At 37.8% G+C, this 24498-nt stretch carries 22 protein-coding genes; 13 read left to right on the top strand and 9 right to left on the bottom strand.

Going from position 1 to position 24498, the window contains the following annotated elements:
• The first annotated feature begins 102 nt into the window (after window positions 1-102).
• Entirely contained in the window at window positions 103-654 is a 552-nt protein-coding gene (locus GM418_RS26825) for a PepSY-associated TM helix domain-containing protein (RefSeq protein WP_158870714.1), read from the top strand.
• Window positions 655-673: 19 nt separating this feature from the next.
• Complete coding sequence (locus tag GM418_RS26830; RefSeq protein WP_158870716.1) at window positions 674-1171, top strand: hypothetical protein; 498 nt, start codon at window positions 674-676, stop codon at window positions 1169-1171.
• Between the two features lie 100 nt (window positions 1172-1271).
• Here GM418_RS26830 and GM418_RS26835 read toward each other — a convergent pair whose 3' ends face one another.
• Window positions 1272-2711, bottom strand: a complete 1440-nt coding sequence (locus GM418_RS26835; protein ID WP_158870718.1) for an MATE family efflux transporter — start codon at window positions 2709-2711, stop codon at window positions 1272-1274.
• Between the two features lie 226 nt (window positions 2712-2937).
• Between GM418_RS26835 and GM418_RS26840 the strand changes: the two genes are divergently transcribed.
• Both GM418_RS26840 and GM418_RS26845 read left to right on the top strand, forming a co-directional pair.
• Window positions 2938-3804 carry a hypothetical protein gene (locus GM418_RS26840; protein WP_158870720.1) on the top strand — a complete coding sequence of 289 codons (867 nt, stop codon included), beginning with the start codon at window positions 2938-2940 and terminating at the stop codon, window positions 3802-3804.
• A 63-nt stretch (window positions 3805-3867) separates the two neighbouring features.
• Window positions 3868-4665 carry a glycoside hydrolase family 127 protein gene (locus tag GM418_RS26845; RefSeq protein WP_158870722.1) on the top strand — a complete coding sequence of 266 codons (798 nt, stop codon included), beginning with the start codon at window positions 3868-3870 and terminating at the stop codon, window positions 4663-4665.
• On the opposite strand, the gene GM418_RS26850 is transcribed toward GM418_RS26845, so the two are convergent.
• Window positions 4660-5865: an L-serine ammonia-lyase gene (locus tag GM418_RS26850; protein ID WP_158870724.1), complete on the bottom strand. Its 1206-nt coding sequence runs from the start codon at window positions 5863-5865 to the stop codon at window positions 4660-4662. The two genes, GM418_RS26845 and GM418_RS26850, sit on opposite strands and share 6 nt — an antisense overlap.
• Window positions 5866-6036: 171 nt before the next feature.
• Here GM418_RS26850 and GM418_RS26855 point away from each other — a divergent pair, with 171 nt between their 5' ends.
• Window positions 6037-7164 (top strand): aldose epimerase family protein, encoded by a 1128-nt coding sequence (locus GM418_RS26855; RefSeq protein ID WP_158870726.1) that lies wholly within the window; start codon window positions 6037-6039, stop codon window positions 7162-7164.
• A gap of 53 nt (window positions 7165-7217) precedes the next feature.
• Here GM418_RS26855 and GM418_RS26860 read toward each other — a convergent pair whose 3' ends face one another.
• Both GM418_RS26860 and GM418_RS26865 read right to left on the bottom strand, forming a co-directional pair.
• On the bottom strand, window positions 7218-8285 hold the full coding sequence (locus GM418_RS26860; RefSeq protein WP_158870728.1) for a VOC family protein: 1068 nt from the start codon (window positions 8283-8285) through the stop codon (window positions 7218-7220).
• 22 nt (window positions 8286-8307) lie between these two features.
• Window positions 8308-9102, bottom strand: coding sequence for an SDR family NAD(P)-dependent oxidoreductase (locus GM418_RS26865; RefSeq protein WP_158870730.1), 795 nt, complete (start codon window positions 9100-9102; stop codon window positions 8308-8310).
• A 481-nt stretch (window positions 9103-9583) separates the two neighbouring features.
• On the opposite strand from GM418_RS26865, the gene GM418_RS26870 reads away from it, so the two are divergent.
• Window positions 9584-10867 carry a right-handed parallel beta-helix repeat-containing protein gene (locus GM418_RS26870; RefSeq protein WP_158870732.1) on the top strand — a complete coding sequence of 428 codons (1284 nt, stop codon included), beginning with the start codon at window positions 9584-9586 and terminating at the stop codon, window positions 10865-10867.
• Window positions 10868-10910: 43 nt separating this feature from the next.
• Here GM418_RS26870 and GM418_RS26875 read toward each other — a convergent pair whose 3' ends face one another.
• Window positions 10911-12380 carry a sodium/proline symporter gene (locus GM418_RS26875; protein ID WP_158870734.1) on the bottom strand — a complete coding sequence of 490 codons (1470 nt, stop codon included), beginning with the start codon at window positions 12378-12380 and terminating at the stop codon, window positions 10911-10913.
• A 170-nt stretch (window positions 12381-12550) separates the two neighbouring features.
• Here GM418_RS26875 and GM418_RS26880 point away from each other — a divergent pair, with 170 nt between their 5' ends.
• The 5 genes from GM418_RS26880 (at window position 12551) to GM418_RS26900 (ending at window position 17276) form a co-directional block, all read left to right on the top strand.
• On the top strand, window positions 12551-12934 hold the full coding sequence (locus tag GM418_RS26880) for a diacylglycerol kinase family protein (protein ID WP_158870736.1): 384 nt from the start codon (window positions 12551-12553) through the stop codon (window positions 12932-12934).
• Window positions 12935-12953: 19 nt separating this feature from the next.
• A complete protein-coding gene (locus GM418_RS31555) occupies window positions 12954-13256 on the top strand; it encodes a hypothetical protein (RefSeq protein ID WP_217447606.1) in 303 nt (100 codons plus the stop codon).
• A 312-nt stretch (window positions 13257-13568) separates the two neighbouring features.
• On the top strand, window positions 13569-14915 hold the full coding sequence (locus GM418_RS26890; RefSeq protein ID WP_158870738.1) for an MFS transporter: 1347 nt from the start codon (window positions 13569-13571) through the stop codon (window positions 14913-14915).
• 42 nt (window positions 14916-14957) lie between these two features.
• Window positions 14958-16430 carry a DUF1080 domain-containing protein gene (locus GM418_RS26895; RefSeq protein WP_158870740.1) on the top strand — a complete coding sequence of 491 codons (1473 nt, stop codon included), beginning with the start codon at window positions 14958-14960 and terminating at the stop codon, window positions 16428-16430.
• An 84-nt stretch (window positions 16431-16514) separates the two neighbouring features.
• Window positions 16515-17276: a uracil-DNA glycosylase gene (locus tag GM418_RS26900; protein WP_158870742.1), complete on the top strand. Its 762-nt coding sequence runs from the start codon at window positions 16515-16517 to the stop codon at window positions 17274-17276.
• Here GM418_RS26900 and GM418_RS26905 read toward each other — a convergent pair.
• Window positions 17273-17995 (bottom strand): cytidylate kinase-like family protein, encoded by a 723-nt coding sequence (locus GM418_RS26905; protein ID WP_158870744.1) that lies wholly within the window; start codon window positions 17993-17995, stop codon window positions 17273-17275. The genes GM418_RS26900 and GM418_RS26905 overlap by 4 nt on opposite strands.
• 292 nt (window positions 17996-18287) lie before the next feature.
• Between GM418_RS26905 and GM418_RS26910 the strand changes: the two genes are divergently transcribed.
• Window positions 18288-19673 carry an aminopeptidase P family protein gene (locus GM418_RS26910; RefSeq protein ID WP_158870746.1) on the top strand — a complete coding sequence of 462 codons (1386 nt, stop codon included), beginning with the start codon at window positions 18288-18290 and terminating at the stop codon, window positions 19671-19673.
• A 19-nt stretch (window positions 19674-19692) separates the two neighbouring features.
• On the opposite strand, the gene GM418_RS26915 is transcribed toward GM418_RS26910, so the two are convergent.
• Complete coding sequence (locus tag GM418_RS26915; RefSeq protein ID WP_262921325.1) at window positions 19693-20169, bottom strand: arsenate reductase/protein-tyrosine-phosphatase family protein; 477 nt, start codon at window positions 20167-20169, stop codon at window positions 19693-19695.
• A 373-nt stretch (window positions 20170-20542) separates the two neighbouring features.
• On the opposite strand from GM418_RS26915, the gene GM418_RS26920 reads away from it, so the two are divergent.
• The gene (locus GM418_RS26920; protein WP_158870750.1) at window positions 20543-22789 is read left to right on the top strand and encodes a DUF349 domain-containing protein; all 2247 of its coding nucleotides are present in this window, start codon (window positions 20543-20545) and stop codon (window positions 22787-22789) included.
• A gap of 40 nt (window positions 22790-22829) precedes the next feature.
• Here GM418_RS26920 and GM418_RS26925 read toward each other — a convergent pair whose 3' ends face one another.
• Window positions 22830-23315: a methionine-R-sulfoxide reductase gene (locus GM418_RS26925; protein WP_158870752.1), complete on the bottom strand. Its 486-nt coding sequence runs from the start codon at window positions 23313-23315 to the stop codon at window positions 22830-22832.
• A gap of 47 nt (window positions 23316-23362) precedes the next feature.
• Window positions 23363-24403: a dipeptide epimerase gene (locus GM418_RS26930; protein WP_246222778.1), complete on the bottom strand. Its 1041-nt coding sequence runs from the start codon at window positions 24401-24403 to the stop codon at window positions 23363-23365.
• Window positions 24404-24498 lie beyond the last annotated feature (95 nt).

Genomic DNA, 24498 nt, shown 5'->3' on the forward strand with positions numbered 1-24498 from the left:
ATACAACTATATTTATCAATAAAAAAGAATAGTAATATTTAATCCTTTTGCACTTAGGTTTTTGCAAATAGTAATATATTCGCAGCAAAAAAATTCTTCCAAATGAAAATTAGAAGATTATTGCGCATTTTACATCGTGATTTTGGTTATTTTATTGTAGCAATGACAGTGGTGTATGGTTTATCAGGCATATTTTTAAATCACAGGCATGATTTTAATCCTGATTACAAAATATTTATTACCGATTTTCAAATCACCGGAAATTTGAACGCCGATGCGAGCGTTGATGAAATCAAGTCGGTTTTAGAATCACTCGACAGAAAGGTGGTCTACAAAAAGCATTATCTGAACAACCAGAGAATGATAAAGATTTTTATCGAAAATGGTGAAATTGTAATTAATCCGGAAAAAGGGAAGGGTACTATGCACTATTTGCAGAAACGTCCGGTAATATTCGAAATGAATAAATTGCATAAGGCATCTATTGGAACACTCTGGAAGTGGGTAAGTGATATTATGGCAACAGTTTTAATTTTCGTAGCTGTTTCCGGCTTATTCCTATTGAAGGGGAAAAGAGGTTTTAGTCGCTGGGGATGGTGGTTAACAATTGCTGGAATTGTTGTACCTTTGTTTTTCGTAATTGTGTACATGTAAACCTTAAAATTATACGTAAATGAGAAAATTAGCACTATTTAGTTTATTTGCCCTGTTTCTTTTTAGTTGTGGAAACAGCCCGAAAAATCAGGAACAAACAACAACTGCAGCTCCGGAAGTTGAAGCAGTTGTTTATTCCGTTGATGATTTATATAAAAATGCCGCCGATGTTGTTGACAAAGAAGTGGTTGTAAAAGGAACAGTTATGCATGTTTGTCAGCACGGGGGACAACGTTGTTTCCTGATGGGAAGTAACGAAGAAATCAACATCAGAATCGAGGCCGGAGAAAAAATCGGGGCTTTCAGTCAGGAGCAAATGGGAAGCGAACTTGAAATTGTTGGCGTATTGAAAGAAGTTAAAACGGAAGCTGATGCACATAATCCGGGCGAACATGAAGCCGATTCGGAAGCAGAAGAAAATGCTGAAGTGGCACAGGCGCACAAAATTATAGCCGAGTCTCAGGATAAAGCTGAAATTGTCTATTTTATTGAAGGCGTTAAAGTAAAAGAGCTTTAAAAACAGAGCACTTAAGAATATTTAGAAAAAGCCGGTTTTTACAGCCGGCTTTTTTTATCCCCTGTCCGAAGAAAATAAACAATATGATTTGGTTAAACTCCTATACTTCTCTCAATTTCCATTTGCCTTTTCTGAACATAAAAAGGGCGATTAAAGCCAGCAGTGTTTCCGCAGCAACAATGGAAATACTGGCTCCGGTTAATCCCATTTTCATAACAATAGCCAGAAAATATGCCAATGGAATTTCAAACAGCCAGAAGCTTATCAGATTTATCCGGGTAGGTGTGTTGGTATCTCCGCTGCCGTTAAATCCTTGTACCAGAACCATTCCCAGTGCATAAAAGAGAAATCCGAAACTGATGATTCGCAATGCCATTGTTCCATTTTGAACAACAGCCGCGTCGGCTATAAACAGGCGAATAAAAAACTCGGGGAAAGCTGCAAGGAATACTCCCAAACTACCCATAAAAATCATGTTTATATAACCGGTGATCCACACCGAACGTTCAGCTCTTTCCGGTTGTTTCGCTCCCAGATTCTGGCCTACCAGTGTCGACGCTGCATTACTTAACCCCCAGGCCGGCAACAGTGCAAAAATAATTATGCGGATGGCAATGGTATAGCCTGCAAGTGCTTCCGGGCCTGAAACAGCAATGATACGAACCAGTAAAATCCAGCTCGATGTTGCTATTAAGTTCTGCAATATTCCGCCTCCGGAAATTCTGATAAGTTTTGCCATCACATTTGCCCGTATTTTTAAACTGTGCCAATACAAACGGATACGGTGTTTTCCCCGAAACAGCAGATAGAACTGATAAATAACGGCCAAACCTCTTCCTGTTGTTGTTGCCACTGCTGCACCTGCCAGTCCCAGTTCAGGGAATGGCCCGTAACCAAATATTAACAGTGGGTCGAGAATTATATTTACAATATTGGCAAACCACATTACGCGCATCGAAATTGCCGCATCGCCGGAACTCCGGAACACTGCATTTATGATAAAAAGCAGCATGATTACCATATTACTTCCAAACATAATTGCAGGGAACATGTATCCTTCGGCAGCCATGCTGTCGGTAGCTCCCATTAATTTTAAAAACTCACCGGCAAACAAAATGCCTGGTATGGCAATACAAACTGAAATAATAACACCAACCATTATTGCCTGAAAAGCAACAACTCCTGCCTGCTTTTTGTTTTTTTCTCCAATCCGTCTCGAAACAAGTGCAGTTGTAGCCAAACTCAATCCCATTCCAATGGCGTAAACTACTGTCATTGCCGATTCTGTAATTCCTACAGTTGCCACGGCATCGGCACCGAGTTTTGAAACAAAGAAAATATCAACAACTGCAAAAACCGACTCCATTATCATTTCCAAAACCATTGGCACAGCAAGGATAAAAATGGCTTGTCCAAGGCTGGTTTCGGTAAAATCGCGTTCGGTTCCTGATATGGCTTCTTTTATATCCTGCCATATGACTTTAAAATCTAACTTTTTGAATCTCGTTAAAGACAAAACTTTTATTTTTTTGCCTGACATGGTATGTGAAAATTATGAAAAAAAGGTGAATAAACTACTTGAAAAATCTCTCTGAACTGCTCTAGCACGGCAGCGTGGACATGACGGGAATGAAAATAGAGAGTTTCATCGTAGCTTTTTTAAATTAATAATGGTGCAAATATATAGAATTATTTTTTTGTAATTTTAGTTGTTCATTAAAAAATGGGAAATACAGCAAAACTTTTTATTCAGATGTGATACCAAAATGAATAAATTTATACAAATAATATTTATTATCCTGACATTGTGGGTTTCTCTTTTTGTGCCGACGGCGCAGGCACAGATTAAAATTTCAGAAACTACATTTCAAAAACGGTTGCATTACAAAGTGGAAATATCAAATGCTACTTTTCTTATTGATAAATATTCTGGAGGGATTTCATCTTTAACTGACAAACAAGGGAAAGATTGGATTCAGTGGAAGAGATTAGCTGAAGAAAAATATCCTGAATCGGCGGCGGGTGATTTCAGGGGAATGCCAAATTTTGTTTACGGAGGCGATGATAACGGAACCGGCCATCCCGGATTTGAAAAAGTAATGTGTTTTAAAGACGAAGAAAACCGGATTCGGATAAAAAGTTTGAATGGAAAATGGGAATGGCAATATGAGTTTTTCCGCAAGTATATGAAAGTCCAGGTTTTAAGCACTCCAGCCTCCGAACGAAATTATTGGTTCCTATATGAAGGCGTCCCGGGAGGAGAGTTTAATCCTGAACGACAATATTGGGGAACACATAAGGGATTAAAAACATCAATGCCTGATTATTACAGGAGCGAAGAAGAATATGGAAAATGGGATTGGGTTTTCTTTGGGCATCAGAATTTCAAAAGAGTTTTGTTTTTGGTGCAAAAAAGAGCAGACAAGAATTCTGATACCTTTGGATTTTTGGGCGACTCGGACAACGGATTACAATCAGAAGATGGCATGGTTGTTTTTGGTTTCGGAAGAGGAAGAAATGCCACTCCGTTGCTTAATTCAAATCAAATATTTTATGTAGGTTTTTACGAAAAGCTTGTTGACAGTGATTCCTTTTCCAAACTGGCTTTGTATATTCAAAAAACAATTTTTTGAGCCCGGATGAACCGATTCAGTAGAATAATGTTACTAATGCTGAAACAGAACAATTGAGTTGTCATGAATCGATTTTTGTATTTTTCCGTTATATTTTTTCTCCTTTCTTGTGGCAGAGAAAATCGCTTTCCTGAACCGGTTTCCGAAAAGGTATCTTTAGATCAGGTAAAAATACCCGGGCAGTTGGGGCTATCCAATCGCGATTCTAATTTAACTTTCGAAGAAAATGTGGGCTCCGGCGGGTATTTGAGAGAATTGAACCGGTTTCAGGAAATGTATCTTTCCAAAGATTCAAATTTTAACCTCAAAAATTTTGAAAAAGCCTGGAACGAAGTTGCTGCAAACATGAGTCATTCGAGATTAAATTTGAATGACGCGGTTTTGTGGTTTAGAATAACCGGAACTCTGATGCAGATTACGGGCAAAGCAAAATATGCAGAAGAAATGGAGAATATCGTTCTTAACGGTTTTAAAACAAATACAGAAGACGAATCCAAAGAAATTGAAAATTTAGTAGCTTCATACATATTTACAAAAAATGTAGACCACGTTCATATCAATCTTTTTGTTCCGGCTGAACTTCAATACGAACACACACTACACGGTAAAGTAAAAATAAAACAAGAAACCAACTTTCCTGATTCAGGAGATATTTCCGTGAGTTTTAGTATGGAAAAAAACCGGTATATTGAAGTTTTTGTTCGAATTCCAAGCTGGGCCGACGGAGCTACAGTCACTGTTGAAGGTGTTAAATATACTGCTCCCGTGGGAGACTATGCATTTATTGCCAAAAAATGGCATGAAGGTGACGAAATAAAGATTCATTTTCCCAATAAAAACCAAAATTTGGCCGGATTATGACTTTGGCGAAGCACTCCAGCGTGCCAGTCCTCCCAAAGAAGTCTCACGGTAATTGCTCTGTAAATCTATTCCGGTCGTATACATGGTCTCAACCACCTCGTCAAAACTAATACGATGACGGCCATCTGACATTAATGCATAGGTATTGTGTGAAACCGCACGTTCGGCAGCAAACGCATTTCTTTCAATACAAGGAATCTGAACGAGTCCGGCAACAGGATCGCAGGTTAGTCCCAGGTGATGTTCCAGTCCCATTTCAGCCGAATATTCAATTTGGTAGATTGTTCCTCCCATCAGTTGTGTAGCAGCTGCCGATGCCATCGCGCAAGCCGTTCCGACTTCTCCCTGACAACCAACTTCAGCGCCTGAGATTGATGCGTTGGTTTTAACAAGATTACCAAATAAACCAGCAGTGGCCAAAGCTCTCAATATGGCTTTTTTTTCTATTTTATATACTTTTTTGAAATATTTCAGAACAGCAGGGAGCACACCACTTCCGCCACAGGTTGGCGCCGCCACGATTTTACCGCCCGAGGCATTTTCTTCAGAAACCGCCAAAGCATAAGAAAACAGTTGCGACCTTCGTTTAAAAGGAGTAGCAAAATTTTGCCCTTTTAAATAAAATGACTGTGCTTTTCGGGGAAGTTTTAAAATACCGGGAAGAACACCATCTTTTTCAAGACCATTTTTTATACTCGATTCCATTACATCCCACACTTCTTCCAAAAACGACCAGATTTCTTCACCTTCATATTCGATTACATACTCCCAAAACTGTTTTCCGTTGGAATTACACCATTTTAGGATTTCATCCATATTTTTGTGTGGGTATATTTCCTTTGTTTCCGTTTCTGAAAAATCATCGATTATGGCACCACCTCCGATGCTGTATGCAGTCCATTCATCTAACAATGTACTCTCTTTGTTAAAAGCGGCAAATTTCAACGCATTCGGATGTTTGGGTAAAAATACTTTGGGTTCCCAAAGTATTTCAAAATTTTCGTTTTTAAAGGTCTCCTGGATGACTTTATCTGTTAAATGGCCTTTCCCGGTGGCAGCCAAGCTTCCGAAAAGTGTAATTGCAAAACGACTGGCGCCTGAATTTTTCTGTAAAAATTGTTCAGCCGCTTTTTTCGGCCCCATAGTATGACTGCTTGAAGGACCATGACCTATTTTGTATATTTCCCGAATCGATTCCATATTTCAATTTTAAAACACAAATCAATAACATTCCCGCGAAACAATCAAAGATTTATGCTAAATGTATGTTTAATTAACGTTTTTAATAAGAATGAAAAAATAATCTTTTTTTGAAATTATCCGGCTATTTCACGCTATTTTGTATTTTTAATCCAAAATTTTTTAATGATTATGAAAAACCTAAGCCTGATATTATTAATTGCCTTTTTTGCAGCCTGTGATTCTTCAGAACAAAAAAGTATTGAAATGCCTTACAAAAAATCTGATTTTGAAAGTATTATTGACGGAAAAACAACTCGTGCTTTCACAATGGAAAATGACAATGGAATGGTGGTTGTGTTAACCAACTATGGTGCTAAAATTGTATCGATTTATGTGCCCGATAAAAACGGAAATTATGCTGACATTATGCTGGGTTTTAAATCGGTCGATGATTATCAACAGTATGGAGCAAGCCATGGAGCTGTGGTTGGTCCGTTTGCGAACCGAATTGCCAATGCGCAATTTACCATCGACGATGAAACTTATCATTTCCCTGTAAACAACGGGGAAGCTTGTTTGCACTCTGGCCCCGATAGTTGGTATCGAAAAGTATGGGATTATGAAAAAAACGGAAACGTTACTGTTTTTAGTCTTGAAAGTCCTGATGGTGAATTTGGCTTCCCAGGTAACAAAAAAGTGAGTGTAACCTATACATTGACCGACGACAATGAACTCAAAATAGATTATAAGTTAACTACAGACAGAGCTTGTCATTTTAATTTAACCAACCACAGTTATTTTAATTTACGGGGTGAAGGAAACGGCGATATTCTTGACCATGTTTTGGTTATTAATGCCAACCAATCAACACCGGTTGCCGACGCAGGAATGATTCCAAGCGGCGAGATTGTTGATATTCGCGGAACGGCACTTGATTTTACAACGCCACATGCTATTGGAGAACGAATCGAAGCAGACAATGAAATGCTAAAATACGGTTCAGGTTACGATTTTAACTATGTAATTAACAAAGAGGATGGCGAGCTTGCTTTTGCTGCCAGTGCTTTTGAACCGGAAAGTGGGAGATATATGGAAGTGTTTACCACCGAACCGGGAGTTCAGCTTTATACCGGCAATCATCTGAAAGGGACCGAAATTGGCAAAAGTGGTGTTGCTTATACAAAACGTACTGGTTTTTGTCTGGAAACTCAACATTTTCCCAATAGTCCGAATCAACCTGACTTCCCTTCTACTTTATTACAACCAGGTGAGGAATTGAATTCCACAACGATTTACAAATTCTCAGTAAAGGAATAAGCAAGGATATAAAAAATAGATTATAAAGTCCGGAGCGATTGTTACCGGACTTTTTATTTTTTCACACGTTTAAAGCGAAATAATTTTAACATCCAGTTCGGGAGGGGATGGTTTCCTCTTTTTCTGAAATCAAGGTACCAGTTCAGCTTTTTCATAAGAGGTATTCTGTGGGTTTCCACAAATTCAATCAGTGTTCCTTCCGGCGCCTGAATATAGGCAAAATTACCTGCTGCTTCACCCATATCGAACGATTCCAGGGCTTTTGCACTGTCAACGGTAAACGGATGTCCCATTCCCTTTACTTTTTCTCTGAATGCGTCCATTCCGTTTATGTCAAAACAAAGATGAATAAAACCCGGGTCTCCCCATATTCTTCCTTCATAGATATCTTTGGGGGCTCCTTCCAGAGCCTGCACCAATTCAATAACCGACTGCCCAAAGAACGGACTAAAAGCACCACTTTTGACATCGGAGTGTTTTAACAAAACTCTTCTGAATTTTTTATCTCCGCCTTTAATCCCCCTAAAATCTTCAAAGACACCGGTTTTATCGTAAACAACTTTGTCGTACTGCAGAATATCCTGGTAAACAGGAAGACTTTCTTCCATATTTTTTACACCAATAACAGCGCCCAAAACTCCTCCGCTAACCGATTTTTCTTTTTTTCTGAAGACTTCCTTTTGATTTTTTATTTCCCACATGTTTCCATAAATGTCTTTCATGTAGAAATGATCATTTCCTGCAGGATCTTTTTTTATTTTGGTAAGTAAATCCAAACCTTCGTCGGAAAATTTTTTGTAAGCGGATTTTACACTGTCAGTTTTTATCTTCCCCACATTAATACCCAAATCACCCAGTTGTATTTCAAAATCGGCAGTTTTGGGTTTTTTCCCTTTGTGCTGCCAAATTTCAAACCCTCCGCCACCTCGCATATTAAGTGCAAGAACAGCGTGTCTGGCTCTTGGTTTACCATCGGTATGGGCCAGCATCAACTCCGCCACCGCTTCGTCTTCAAACATTCGTATGTCCATCGAAAAATGTTCTCTGTACCACTTCCACGCTTCGTGAACATCTTCAACTCCAACCCCCAACTGTTGTATTCCGTTAATTTTTACTACCATGTTTTACTTTCTTAAAATCGTATTACAAAGGTTTTACTCTTGACGACAACCTGTAATATAAAAATGGAAGAAATCTCCTTATATAAACCATAATTATTTCTTTTCCTCCCACCAGTATTTCCTTTTTTTCGCGTTTTAGTTTCTTGCAGATAATTTCAGCTGATTTCTCTGCCGACATTCCGTTACCTTGCCCGTCATCCATTGTCGCGTGTGTTTTTCCCTCTTTATTTATGGCATTTATTGAAATGTTTGTTTTTATGCGTCCCGGAATAATGATTGAAACTTTTATGTTATTTTGCACATTTTCGGCGCGTAAACTTTCAAAAAAACCATGTAAAGCATGTTTCGACGCCGAATAGGAAGAACGATATGGAAACCCAAATTTTCCCACAATACTCGAGGTAACCGCAAGATGTCCTCCTCCGCGTTGAATCATTTTAGGAAGAATGGCTTTGGTAAGCGCTATCGTCCCAAAATAATTGATCTCAAATATTCTACGATCAACAAACAAAGGGGTTTCACTTACAAAAGAACGTTGACTGATTCCGCCAAAATGGTATAGTGCATCGATATTAATATCTTTAGAAAAAACTTTATTTGCTGCTTCTTCAACCGACTTCTCATCACCTAAGTCAAAGGGTACAACAGTTGTTTTACTTCCGTTTTGTTTACAAACGAGTGCAACATTTTCGAGTTCCTCCTTATTTCTTCCGGAAAGAATAAGATGTGATTTCTCCTCCGAGATTTTTAAAGCAACAGCTTTTCCAATTCCCGAGGATGCCCCGGTTATCCAGATAGTTTTTTTATTAAATTGCATTGTATAAAATCAGCGCGTACGAAGATAATATAATATTTTTTTGAACCATGACGATTTTAGTTTAAGAAACGTTAAAGGGCTTTACTTGACTTAAACTTTACCGCTTGCCTTATTTTGTCACGATTTTTTTGAAGCATTTTCCAGGCGTCTTTTATGTGGATTCAACTTTTCCGACTTTCAATTTTTCAGTTCGTTTTTAACTCTCTACCAAATGGGAATGGTAAGAATAAAAAGGAAACTTAAACTTTGAGAAGTGTTCAAAAAACGGGGGTACATTTTTTTTAATTGTCATCGTTTCAGAGGCAATATTTTCAGATATTCCACAATTGTATCTATTAATTTTTATAGATCCGAAATAACAGTTTTTGCATTAACACTTGTTTTTAGCCGATTAAACATTTATCTTCCGTCAGGGTTTGATTTATACAAACTTGTAAAAACAAACCAATAGTTTTAAACCAACTTACAAGAACCTTTTAAAATGAAAACAATATTTTTCCTGTCGCTTTTTAGTTTTTCTTTGGTTGTAACAGCCTGGGCTCAATCTCCTCAAGCGGATGCCCTGGTAACCCCAAAAATTGCCGGTCGTGAAATAACTGTCGGAGGAAAAGATGCTGATGTTCAGGGATTCAACAATCAATCCATTCAGTTCGCTGTTGACTATGTAGCTAAAACCGGAGGAGTGGTAAAACTTGCTTCCGGCACGTATAATATTGTTGCACCGGTGCGGTTAAAGTCGAATGTAAAACTTACCGGTTCCGGAAAGGAGACGATTTTAAAAAGAGCAGAAGGTGTGCAAACAAACTTCACGGTTGATGCCGATTATGGAGAATTAAAAATTACAGTAGAAAATGCAGATGATTTTGAAGTTGGTATGAAAGTTCAGGTTACTGATGCAGACAACAGCAGTTGCTGGAACGTATCAACGGCATATATTACAGACATTGTTGACAATGTGGTATATATCGATAAAGGACTGATTCGCGACTATCGATCTGACAAGAACGGATTGGTTTCCAATGCTTCGTCGGTTATTGAGGTGTTAGATGCAGAAAATGCAGAAATATCAAACTTAACAGCTGATGGAAACCGTGATGAAAACTTTTTTGCCGATGGTTGCAATAGCGCCGGAATCCTTATTTTGAGATCTCAAAAGATAACAGTTGACAATGTGCATGTTAAAGATTTTAACGGAGAAGGAATAAGTTGGCAGATCACTGAAAATATTACCATAAAAAACAGCGAAATTTCGGGAAGTGGAAATACGGGGCTGCATCCCGGAACCGGGTCTCCGTTTTCGGTAATTGCTAATAACGATGTACACAATAACGATCAGGATGGACTATTTATTTGTTGGCGGGTTTATCAAAGTAAGGTCACAGGCAATCAATTTCATAGTAACGGACGCTTTGGCATTTGCACCGGGCACAAAGATGTCGACGTCCTTTTTGAAAATAATCATATTTTCGACAACAAAAGCGATGGTGTTCATTTGCGCGGCGAACGGGAAGCCAATGCACCGCACCGAAATACTTTTGTAAAAAACATAATTGAAAACAACGGAACAAATGGTGGCGGTTATGGATTTTCAGTCAATTCTCCGGCCAAAGATTTGGTATTGGAAAAAAATTCGTTTAAGAATTCTGCCGGAACTCAAAAGGCTGCTATTTACATACATCCCGATGGACTTCAGCCTAAACTTATAGACAATAATTTTGACAAGCATGAACTGGGTGAAATGGTTTCTGCTAAAAAATCAGAATAGAATTATCGAATTCCAGTTGATATAAGATTTGATGTAAAGACTGTTATTTCGTTGAAATTTGACTAGCATTTCTGGGGGCTTTTTCTGGCACAAGCAAACTGAACAAAATAGCCATAAAAAGCGCCAGCAGATAGCTTGCCAAACGCTCGGAAACTCCTGTTGGATCAGCAAGCCAGGTTTTCCAAATCACTGCCGATAACGTGCCCGTAATCAGGCTGGCAAAAACACCTGCCCGCGAAAACTTTTTCCAAAAAATAAGCAAAACAATCGCAGGTCCGAATGAAGCACCAATTCCGCTCCATGCATACGAAACCAATCCGTAAACCGTATCCTCCATGGTAATTGCCAACAGAAAACCAACCAGTCCAACAACAAGAGTCAGGATCTTATTTAACGCCAGCATTCTTTTTTCTTCGATTTTCCGCCGGGTTACATGGAGATAAAAATCTTCGGTCATCGACGAGGAAACCACCATCAATTGTGAAGAAGCGGTTGACATCATAGCAGACACAGCGCCTGAAAGTAAAATCCCGGCTAAAATCGGGTTTAACAAGGTCATGACCATCGCCGGCAGAATTTTCTCTGCATCGTTGGCAACACTCGATGCAGCATCACCCAAAGCGCCTGCCTGAACCAACTTATAACCGATAATTCCAATCATAAAAGCACCGATATAAGCCAGAAGTGTCCAGATAACAGCAAGCCAGCGACTCTGGCGAGTTTCCTTTTTATTGCGCATTGCCATCATTCGGGTGAGTAGTTGCGGTTGTCCGGTATAACCAAATGCCCAGCTCAATCCGTTTACAATCAGTAATCCACCTGTAGCTTGTTTTACAGAAGTGCTGTTCAGCGGAACAAAATAGTCGGCATTAGCCATCGCCTCAGCGATATTGATGTTATAAGTGGCGGCAATTCCTAAAGCAACAATGGGAAGCACAACACAGGTTACCACCATCAACACAGCCTGAAAAGCGTCCGTAGCAACGACGGTAATAAATCCGCCCAGCATTGTATAAACTGTTACCAGAGCCGAACCAATAACCATCCCCCAGAAAGGGTCTATGCTAAAGGTGTCGTTAAATATTTTACCCGCTCCACTAAATTGAGCTGCAATATAGAGCACAAAAAAGAAAATGATAATTAGCGACGACAAAATTCCAAAACTGCGTTGAGTTCCTTTAAATTTTTTAGAAAAAAGTCCGGGAACAGTTAGTGCCCCTGTTTCAGCCGTTAGTTTTTGCAAAGGCTCAGCCAAAAATGTCCACAAAAAAAGAATGCCCGAAACGCATCCAATTGCAATCCAAATGGCTGCCATCCCTTCAGAATAGGCAATTCCGGTCAATCCCAGCAGCAACCAGGCCGATTCGCCGGTTGCACGCTCAGACAATGCCAGTGAAAAACCTGAGATTTTTTTTCCACCTAAAACAAAATCGTCATTGGTTTTTGAACGGCGTGCTGAATAAGCAACAATTCCGATTAATACAATAATATAGGCTACAAAAACGATGATCATGGATTGATAATTTGTTTGAAAGCGGATAAAGATAAAAAAGAATTAGGAAAAGTGGGAGCTCAGAACGGATACCAGGGATTTTAATACCTAATAAATTGTTACGCGCTGTATTTGACATGATTATTCATTATTATTCTTTTACATTTGTGTTTATAAAAAATAACCTCAAAATGAAAAATCATAAAAAGTTTTCCTTTCCCGGGCGAATCCAAAGTTTTGTTTATGCATTTCGCGGTTTGAAAATTCTTGCAAAAGAGGAACACAATTTCCGCATTCATCTGCTGGCAACTATTTTAGTTATTGTCTCGGGACTTTTTGCACAGTTATCTTGTTTTGAGTGGCTGGCGCTTATTTTTGCGATAGCTTTTGTGATTATTACTGAAATTCTGAACACGGCAGTAGAAAACCTTGCCGATTTTGTTTCTCCCGGTCAAAATGAAAAAATTAGAAAAGTAAAAGATATTGCAGCTGCAGCTGTTTTAGTCGCCGCTATTGTTGCAGTAACTACAGGCGGCTTTATATTTTTACCCCGGTTCAGTTTATTATTTTCATAAAACATGTGTTAATCGAATCATGAAAATAGAACTGAGACAAACGTGGAGCAAAATTTTCAAATTCAACTGGAAATTTGGAATTCTCCTGATTTTGCTTCTTTGTGTTCCCCGGTTTATTTTGGTTTTGCAGGCTAATGTAGCCGGAGGTTACAGTTCCATCGCGATGATGATGATTTTTAGTCCTGTTGGTGAGGAACTGTTTCTCCGAGATGTAGTTCGCGGTGCCTTCGCCAAATCAGTAGGCGAAGGAAAAAGCTTTGGTGGCCGACAGCGTGGATTTTGTACTCATTCACATATCATATTTCGGGCTGGTTTTTATTGACGAAAAGTGGAATTTCCTATTCCTTCCGGGCTCTGATTTGGGTTGTTGGTATGTTTTTCGTTAGCCGTTTATTTTTTATCTGTAAAAGAAAAGCAAACTCTGTTTGGGGAGCCGTTGTTAGCCATGCCGGGTTTAACCTCGAATGATTTTTTGTATTTTTTATCTTTTGTAACAATCTATCGTTTCTTGAAATCAAATTTTGGCAGTCTGCTTGTCAGCTATTAAAGTTAACGCAATCTTACCTTTTGTTTAAAAAGACTTTCAAATCCTTTTTTGCGGCAAACATACTTTAGCTTTGTGAAAAATTTTGGAATGAAGTTAAAAACGCAACTTAACAATTTCCCTTTTTCGCCAAATAAAATTCCTTTCTTTTACGGTTGGATTATTTTATTCGCTTCCACAGTTGGTGTGTTAGCCAGTGCCCCCGGGCAAACAACGGGTGTATCTACATTTACTGATTATTTGATTGATGCCATTGGAATTAGCCGCACGCAGTTAAGTACTGCCTATATGGTTGGTACAATAGGTAGTTCGCTGGTATTGACCTGGGCAGGTAAAATGTACGATAAATATGGTGCACGATGGGTAGGAATGATTGTGGCAGTTGCCCTGGCCTTTATCCTCATATTTCTTAGTCAATCAGACAGAATTATTAATTTCTTTGTTTCCGATATCAATTCAGGTTTTTACATCGGATTTGCTGTTGCTGTTTTGATGATTCTGTTTTTTATGTTACGTTTTTCCGGACAGGGAGTTTTAACGATGGTTTCACGGAATATGTTGATGAAATGGTTTGTGGCCAGAAGAGGTTTTGTAAACGGAATTTCCGCTATTTTTGTGGCACTTGGATTTTCTGTTGCACCACTTACCTTCGACATGTTGATTCAGGGAACTTCCTGGAGAATGGCATGGCTGTTAATGGCGGCTTTTATCGGTATTTTCTTTGTGCTGTTTGTATTTTTATTTTTTCGCGATAACCCTGAGGATTTAGACATGATCCCCGATGGTGAAAAACATGCAAATAAAGAACACGACGTTATTATAAAACCATTTAAACAATTTACATTATCCGAAGCAAAAAAGACGATGAGTTTCTGGTTATTTTCTATTCCGCTTGCCATGTATGCGCTATATATAACCGGATTTACTTTTCACCTTGTTTCTATTTTTGAAAATGCCGGGTTAAGCCGCGAAAAAGCACTGGCGGTGTTTATACCTGTTTCAGTAATTTCTGTTGCCCTTTCATTGGGTGGCGGGTGGGTGAGCGACCGCATAAAATTAAAATACCTGTTGTACCTGATATTTATTGGAGAGATTCTGGCACTGGTTTGTCTTGCAAATTTAAACGGAGGAATATTTTATTTTGGATTTATTTTGGGTAACGGAATTGCCAGTGGTTTATACAATGTTTTGATGGCTGTAACGTGGCCACGTTTTTACGGGCGCGAAAATCTGGGGCGAATTACAGGTTTTGTGATGTCACTGATTGTTTTTGCAAGTGCCCTGGGGCCTATGCTTTTAAGCTTTTCATTTTTGAAAACCGGAAATTATTCTATCGGCTTTTACGTTTTGGCATTAATAATTCTGGCAGCACTGTTTTTGGCTTATAAAGCAGATAATCCACAGGACAACTATACAAATGTGCAAGATTTTAGTTAGTTTTGGTTCGCCAACATAAAATAACCATAAGCTAAAATTATCATGAAAAAAACAACAATCTATTTTGCTTACTTTTTTTTCCTTGCAACATTATTTTCATGCCAACCTAGGTTAGAAACGGGAGAGTGGAATACCATTTTTAACGGTGAAAATTTAGACGGGTGGAAAAAGGCCGGCGAAAATCAGGAAAGTATTACAGTTGAAGACGGGATGATTAAATGCGCCGGAGAGCGTTCCCATCTTTTTTACAATGGTGACCTTAAAAACTTTGAGTTTGAAGCGGAAGTAAAAGCGATGGAACATTCGAATTCAGGAATATTTATTCATACAGAATATCAAAAAGAAGGTTGGCCGGCAAACGGGTATGAAATCCAGGTAAATAATACTTACAGAGGCTCAGAAACTAATCCCGAACGCAGAAAAACCGGAAGTATTTATAACATTAGAAATGTATACTTTCCACTGGCTGGTGATGGCGAATGGTTTACAATGCGGATTAAAGCAGTGGAAAATAAAGTCGAGATTTTTGTAAACGATATTAAAGTAAATGAATATGTCGAGCCTGAAAATCCCTGGAGATGGGAAGGTGGAGAAAGTTGCAAACTGAGTCATGGGACTTTTGCATTACAAGCTCACGATCCCGGCAGTACAACGTATTACCGCAATATTCGTGTTAAACCTCTTCTGGAAGGAGAGAAAACAGAGCCGGAAGTTGATAAAGAATGGGACACGCTTATAACAAAACTTATGAAAGCCGGATTTCCTTTTATTGATTTCCACGTACACTTAAAAGGAGGATTAACGGTGAACGAAGTAGTTGCGAACTCACAGAAACTGGGAATAAATTACGGAATCGCTCCGAACTGTGGTTTACATTTTCCGGTAACCAACGATTCTACTTTGTTCGAATACATTAATGATGTGAAAAATAGTCCTACGTTTAAAGGGATGCAGGCAGAAGGAAGAGAATGGATCACTTTATTCTCGTCAGAAGCGGTTGCAAAATTTGACTATGTTTTTACCGATGCAATGACATTTACTGACTACAAAGGACGACGTACACGTATTTGGATTCCCGAAGAAGTGTGGGTAGATGACAAACAACAATTTATGGAACAACTGGTAGGTAAGATTGAGTCCATTTTCTCTCAGGAACCCGTTGATATCTATGTTAATCCGACTGTCCTTCCTGCCGAAATAATGGACGAATATGAAGATTTATGGACTGAAGAAAGAATGAAGCGGGTGATAAAAGTTTTAGCTGACAATAATGTCGCATTGGAAATTAACGCGCGTTACAAAGTTCCGAGTGCAAAAATGATTAAAATGGCTAAAGAAGCCGGTTTGAAATTTTCATTTGGAACAAATAATACCGGACGTGATTTAGGCGAATTGGAGTATTGCCTTCAAATGATTGAAGAATGCAAACTCACTCCGAACGATATGTTTGAAATTAAACCCGACGCAAAGAAACCAATAAATGTAAAAGGTTTGCCGGATAAAATTACAGGATAAACCAAAAAGAAATTTATTAATCCATATTGTTCAGCGGTTGACCAAAAGTTGACCGCTGATTTTCCATAAAGACAAAATCAAAAAATGCAATCTGTCTTCCTTAAAAATTTGAATATCCATGATGATTGGAAATCTTTTTTGAACAAAAAGAACAAGGCAATTCTTTTAGATATTGAATCTCAGATTTCTAAGGAAAGTTATACACCTTCAAAAGAAAAAGTTCTGCGTTTCTTCGAATTGCCCCTGAGTTCTGTAAAAGTCATTGTTTTAGGTCAGGATCCTTATCCTCAGCCTGAGGTAGCAACGGGTCGTGCTTTTGAGGTCGGGACTCTGAAATCATGGAATGAACCGTTTAAAAATATTTCCTTAAAAAATATTCTACGGGCAATGTATAAGGCTTATTCAGGAAAAGTTTTAAAATACAATGAACTTAAAACGAAATTTGACAATGAATTTCCAATTCTTTCACCCGATAAACTTTTTAAACACTGGGAGAGTGAAGGTGTACTTTTATTAAACACTTCATTTACATGCGAGCCCGGAGTACCTGGAAGTCATAAAGAGATTTGGCATAACTTTACTTCAACGTTGCTGAAATTTGTGAGCGAAGAGCATACAAAAATAACATGGTTTTTGTGGGGAGTACACGCATTGGAAGCTACCCGAAACTTAAAAATAGAAAGCAAAGTTATAAGTCAGCATCCAATGATGTGCTATGATAAAACCGACAGAGATACTGATTTTTTATTTGGAAAAACCAATTGTTTTGAACAATTAAAAGATGAAATAGACTGGACGGGCTTCAACCTGGAAAATAAATTCAATGTAGAGAAAACACTTTTTTAGTAAAATTCCATTTTAGGCTGGTTCATTTTTAATAATCCTTTTTCTTTTACGGTATATTCTATAATATCGACTATTTCTTCATCGCTAAATGACGCCCTGTTTATCAATAAATCGAAAGTATCTTCTATGTTTTGTCCCTGCAAAATTGCTTTACGAAATACAATCCTTTCTTTTTCTACACGCTGAATAAAATGGGCTGCTTCTTCACGGTTTAGTTTGTTATTTTCCATTATAACATTAATCCGGTATTCAAGCGGAGCTACAAGCCGCAGATGAAGAGCGTTTTTTATGTCATTTGCAATCAGATGGCCTGCGCGTCCAACAATTATGCAGTGTCCGTCAATTGCAAAACTTCGTACTACATCTGAAACCGTTTTGACGATTTTCTTTTCGCTCTTGAACTGTTTATCACTGAAAGCTTTCAGGATTTCATCAAAGGTATATTTATTTGTCTCTTTGAATATTTTCCGCACTCTTTCCGGTTTTAAGTTCAACTCTTTTGCGCTTTGAGAAAAAACCTCTTTGCTTAAAACCTTCCAAACTGAACACATTTTTTCTTTGTTCAAACGGTCGTTAATTAGATTGGCAAGTTTTAGCCCGTTACATCCAACCTCGCGCGAAATTGTAATTACTGGACCAGCTGTTGTAGCGGGATTTTTCATATAGGAGTCTTCTTCCTTAAGGCGTTTGTTTAAGTAAATCATTAATGAATTGCCCATGATATTTTTTGTTTGTTTTTACGGCTGAATGTTTTAATTGGTTATAACTTTTTTTGTAAAAAGGGGTAGGATTTTTGATGCAAATTCGATACCATGCACGCTGCGTGTTTTATAATACTATATTAAAGTTTTGATATTTAAAATATTATGATAATATTTTTATTGAAATGACAACTGTCATCGATAGTCACAGGGAAACCGATTAATTTTAAATTCTCGTATTTTTTACTAATTCTAGATAAAAAGGATTAGCGGAAAACAGTTTAAATTCGTAACATATAAAAAAACAAATATGTTTGAGATAGACATTTATAGAAATCGAAGAAAAGCGCTTAAAAACAAAAAATTAAAAGGAATTGCTTTACTCCCGGGAAATGTTGAATCACCAATGAATTGTCTGGACAATACCTATCATTTCCGACAGGACAGTACATTTCTTTACTTTTTCGGGCTCGATTTTCCCGGGTTGACCGGTATAATCGATTTTGATAACGGAAAAGAATATCTATTTGGAAATGATGTAGAGATTGAAGATATCATTTGGATGGGACCTCAGGTTTCACTAAATGAGAATGGCCAAAAAGTTGGCATTGAAAATACAGCACCGCTTTCTAAATTATACGATTTTATTAACCAGGCGATTAAACAGGGAAGAAAAATTCATTATACGCCTCCATACCGTGGAGAAAACAAATTGTTTCTTGAAAAATTATTGGGGATTTCGGCCATAAGAATTGATGAGTATGCATCGGTTGAATTAATAAAAGCTATCGTTGATTTGCGTTCGATAAAAGAACAGGTAGAAATTGATGAAATTGAGAAAGCGTGTTTGACGGGTTACGAAATGCATGTTACTGCGATGAAAATGGCTCAACCCGGAATTTGGGAGCAAAAGATTACAGGAATTATCGAGGGCATAGCCAACTCGGGAGGAGGAATGGTTTCTTTTCCTGTTATTCTCACTCAAAACGGCGAAACATTACACAATCATAGTCACAACAACTACCTGGAGGAGGGAAAGTTAATGCTAACCGATGCAGGAGCCGAATCCTCCTTGCATTATGCATCAGATTTTACGCGAACAGTACCGGTTGGAGGGAAATTCACGCAGAAACAGCGTGAAATTTATGAAATCGTATTGGCTGCAAACAACAAAGCGCGGGAACTCACAAAGCCGGGAGTAACATATCTTTCTGTTCATTTGGCGGTTGCGGAAGTTATTGCATCTGGATTAAAAGAGTTGGGTTTGATGAAAGGAGATATAAAAGAGGCGGTAAAAAATGGGGCTCATGCAATATTTTTTCCTCATGGGCTGGGACATATGATGGGACTTGATGTTCACGACATGGAAGATCTAGGACAAATTTATGTGGGCTACGATGATGAAACAAGGCCAGTTGACCAGTTTGGAACAGGATATCTGCGTTTGGGAAGAAAACTACAATCCGGTTTTGTAATCACAAACGAGCCTGGCATCTATTTTATTCCGGCTTTAATTGACAAGTGGCAAAAAGAAAAAATAAATGCTGATTTTATCAATTTTGAAAAAGCGAATGAGTACCGGGATTTTGGCGGAATTAGGCTTGAAGATGACCTTCTGGTTACTAAAGAGGGGAGTCGTATTCTTGGGAAACGGGTACCTATAGAACCTGACGAGATTGAATCAATTGTTTCATAAGATAAACAGAAAAGCAGCTTTAAAAGGCTGCTTTTTTTTTCAGTATCCTGTGATAAAAATAGTCCATCTCAATTTTAATCTCATCTCTTATTTCACGGCATTTTTCCTTTAGTTCTTCCCGGTCGCGAAAACTTTTATAAGGATTGTGAAAACCAAGATGCATTTTACGTTTGAATTTTACCGGTGGTAGTTTTAACTGATCTGCTGTACCATCGCCTACAGTAATCAGATAATCAAATTCGAGATCAGAAAATTTTGAATAATGTTCAGGAGCACCTTGTTTTAAATCAATTCCAATTTCAGCCATAACTTCAATGGCTACAGGGCTTACATGATTTACAGGAGCAATTCCTGCCGAATAAATCTCCAATTCTTGGAATTTATCAAAACTTTTTAGAACTGCTTCGGCCATCTGGCTTCTACACGAATTTTGATTGCTTAGAAAAAAGATTTTTATCCCATTTTGTGTTGGTTTTATAGAGAAGTTAGTTGTCAAAAAAATAGTTTAATTGAGCGATCAATATAAGGAAAAAGAAAATTATATAAAATTAGTTTTGATGTATTATGTGTTGAAAATTAATGTTTTACAAATGTTGTTCAACATTGTTTAAGAACATGTGTCCCTTTTCTGTACTATCATCATTAAAAAAAAAATATTATTTGTTACTTCACCGGAAGAAAAGACTAATTCAGTTAACATTTTCAATTTAAAATAGCCTTTGAGATTTTTATTAAAAAAAATGACCAAAACCCCACGAACAGATAATAGATTTTAAACTAAAAACTTTGAGTATTAAGCGGTAAATGTCTATTTTCGTAGCTGAAACATAGTATGCACACCATTTTTAAATGGTACAAAAAGTTTGTAAATGGAACCTAAAGATCTAAAAAACTCAGAAGAGTTAAAAAATACGGAAAAAGCTGATCTGGAAAATTCTGAAAAGAATGCGTTGCCTTTAGAGGAAGAAAAAGATAAAAAGGATTTATCCTCTGAAGAAGAAAATGTTATGTCATCAGATACTACTGAATTCTCAAATGAAGAGATTCAGGAAGAGAAAACGGAAGAGGAGACTGATGAAAAGAGCGAATTAGTTCCGCAGGATAAAAAAGCGGAGGAGTTGACTGAGGAAGAAATTTCGGAAGAGCAGGAAGAACAAGTAGCAGAAAAACAAAGTGAACCTGTTGCTGCTTCACCAAAAGAAGAAAAGATTGCTCCTCAAGAGGAAGACAACAAAACAGAGGAGAAAAAAGAGGAAAAGGAAAAGGCGGAAGAAACTGTTACAGATGAAGCCGCAGAAGATGATAAATCTCCCGACAAAGATAAGACCGAATCAAAAGCAAAGCCTCCTGTAAAGAGCGAGGAGAAAATAAAAGAAATTAAAGAGGAAAAGCCGGATTATACAAAATATTCTCAGGTTGAATTGGTAAACGCGATGAGAGATGCTTTGGATAATAACGGAAGTCATGATGTAAAAGATGAAATTGATATTATAAAATCCACTTTCTACCGGAATTTGAAAACTGATTTAGAGGAACAAAAAAAGAAATTTCTGGAAGAAGGTGGAAATATTGAAGAGTTCAGAGCCGAAGGAGACCCTTATGAACAGGACATCAAAGATTTACTCAAACGATACCGGCAAATTAGAATTGAATTCAACAAAAAGCTTGAGGTTGAAAAAGAGGAAAACCTGAAATTGAAATATGAAGTAATTGAAGAAATAAAAGCTTTGATTAACAATGAAGAATCAATAAACAAAACATTTCAGGAATTCAGAGATTTACAGCGAAAATGGCGTGAAATTGGATTGGTACCACAGTCGGAAATGAAAAATTTGTGGGATACCTATCATTTTCATGTTGAAAACTTCTATGATTACATCAAAATCAACAAGGAATTACGCGATCTTGATTTAAAAAAGAACCTTGAGGCAAAGATTAAACTTTGTGAAAGAGCCGAAGAATTACTTGTTGAACCATCAATAATTAAGGCATTTAACACGCTCCAGAAATACCACGAGCGTTGGCGCGAAATCGGGCCGGTTCCTTTAGAACACAAAGATGATATTTGGGAACGTTTTAAAGCGGCAACATCAAAAATTAACAAGAAGCATCAGGAGTTTTTTGAAAGCAGAAAGCACGAACAGAAAAAAAACCTTGAAGCAAAAACAGCACTTTGCGAAAAAGTCGAAGAGATAAACCAATTGGAAATTTCGAGTCATAAGGAGTGGGACGAAAAATCGAAAGAGTTAATTGAGCTTCAAAAAGTTTGGCGAACAATTGGTTTTGCTCCCCGAAAAGATAATAATAAAATTTACGAACGTTTTCGTACCGAATGTGATAAGTTTTTTGATGCAAAACGCGAATTCTATTCAAAAAATAAAGAACTTCAGCAAAATAATCTTCAGATGAAACTTGAACTCTGCAACGAGGCAGAGTCGATGAAAGATAGCACTGACTGGAAAAAAACAACCCAGGATTTTATTAGCATTCAGAAGAAGTGGAAAGAAATAGGTCCGGTGCCACGCAAACACTCCGACGTAGTTTGGAAACGTTTCCGCGCGGCCTGTGATTATTTCTTTGACAAAAAATCCGAACATTTTTCAGGTATCGATTCTGAACAGGTTGATAATCTGAAATTGAAAAACGAATTGATTAGTGAGGTGGAAGATTTTAAACCAGGAAAAGACATTGATGAAAATCTGAAAAAACTAAAATCATTCCAGCGCAGATGGACAGAAATCGGACACGTACCAATTAAAAAGAAAGACGATGTTCAAAATCGTTTCCGTAAGGCAATTGATGAGCTGTTTGATGAATTAAACCTGGATGAAGAGAAACGTAATCTCCTGAAATTCAGAAGCAAGATGTCTTCTTTCTCGGAATCGGGCAGGGGACAGAGTAAAATGAGAATGGAGCGAGACAAGTATATGAATAAACTAAAACAACTTGAAAACGACCTCGTTTTGCTTGACAATAACATTGGTTTCTTTGCCAAATCAAAAAATGCTGAGTCGCTTATTGAAGATGTGAAAAAGAAAATTGAAAATACAAAGCAAAAAATTGAGTTTTTAAAAGAAAAAATTCGGGTAATCGACGATTTGGATGCTAACGAATAAAAAATAGCTAAACTAAATTTGAAACTGGAGGAGAACTGTTTTACAATTCTCCTTTTTTATTTTTTTCTGCGGGAATAAATTCAAGCGACACTGAATTTACGCAGTGCCGTGTATTCTTGTCGGTAAAACCTTCTCCCAAAAAAACATGTCCTAAATGGCCCCCGCAATTGTTGCAGGTAATTTCAGTCCTGCGGCCGTCGGCATCAAGTGTTCTTCTCACAGCACCTTCAATTTCATCGTCAAAACTGGGCCATCCGCAGCCCGAATTAAACTTACTTGTTGACTGGTACAACGCAGCACCGCAGCGTTTGCAAACGTAGATTCCCTTTTCATAAAATTTGTCGTATTTCCCGGTAAAAGGCCGTTCTGTCCCTTTTTCAAGAATTACATATTCCTCGAAATCCGTTAATTTGTTAAATTTCATAGTATCACTTTTTTCGGTTGGCTGTTTCTGATTCTTTTTCGAAACCTGCCCGCAGGCCGAAAATCCAGCACTTAATAAAATCATCACAATTATTGTCTTCATAACACAATAATGACAATTTTCCCGTCACTTTGGTTTACCTTAAAAAGTTAAGAATTGCTAATTCCGATTCCCGGCATATCCTGAAGTGTAATTTTCCCGTCAACAATTTTAACACCTGTATAAGGATCATTATCAATCAGAAGGTTACCATCCAGATCAGCCCAATCAACTTTGGGTGAAAGCTGTGCAGCAGCAGAGATTGCACAAGAAGTTTCAGTCATACAACCAATCATCACTTTCATTTTATGAGTCCTGGCCAGATTAACCATTTTATGCGCTTCCCGCATACCGGTACATTTCATCAGCTTTATGTTGATACCGGTGTAAATTCCAACGGCTTGCTTTACGTCGCAAAGTCGCTGTACCGCTTCATCGGCAATAATCGGAATTGGTGAATTTTCTGTCAGCCAGGCAATATCATCAGTTCTATCTTTTGGCATGGGCTGTTCAACAAATTCAATACCTTTTTCTTTTAGCCACATCACCATATCAAGCGCCATTTTTTTATCTTTCCACCCCTGATTAACATCTACACATAAAGGAACTTCTGAAACAGAACGTATGGTTTCTATCATTTCCTTATCGTTTTCACGCCCGAGTTTTATCTTTAATATTTTAAATTCAGCCGCCTCATTTACTTTCTCCTTTACAACATCTGATTTATCGATGCCAATCGTATATGAAGTATTAGGAGTATTTTCTGATGAAAACCCCCATATTTTATACCAGGGTTGCCCCATAATTTTCCCGACCAAATCGTGCAAAGCAATATCAACCGACGCTTTTGCTGCATAATTTCCCGGAGCTGCTTCATCAACGTACTCCAGAATTTCATCCATTCTGAAAGGATCTTTAAATTGTTCCAGATTTAAACGCGACAGAAATTCGCTGACCGTTTGTTGCGATTCGCCAAGATACGGCGGCAAAGATGCCTCTCCCAAGCCTGTATATCCGCCACATTCCAGTTTTGTTAATACAACCGGAGTAGTCGTTCGGGAACTGTTTGCTATTGTAAAAACATGTTTTAGCTTTAAATTATATGGCTCGAAACTTAGCTTTAATCCATGTGCCGGTAATTTTCCCTTCATGTTTGAATATGTTAACCCGGGGAATACCATTCCTCCGAAAGTAATTATTGTTGATTTTTTTATAAAATTACGTCTGTTGCAACTCATTTTACAAC

Source organism: Maribellus comscasis (genome assembly GCF_009762775.1).
In the GTDB taxonomy this organism is placed as follows: Bacteria; Bacteroidota; Bacteroidia; order Bacteroidales; family Prolixibacteraceae; genus Draconibacterium; species Draconibacterium comscasis.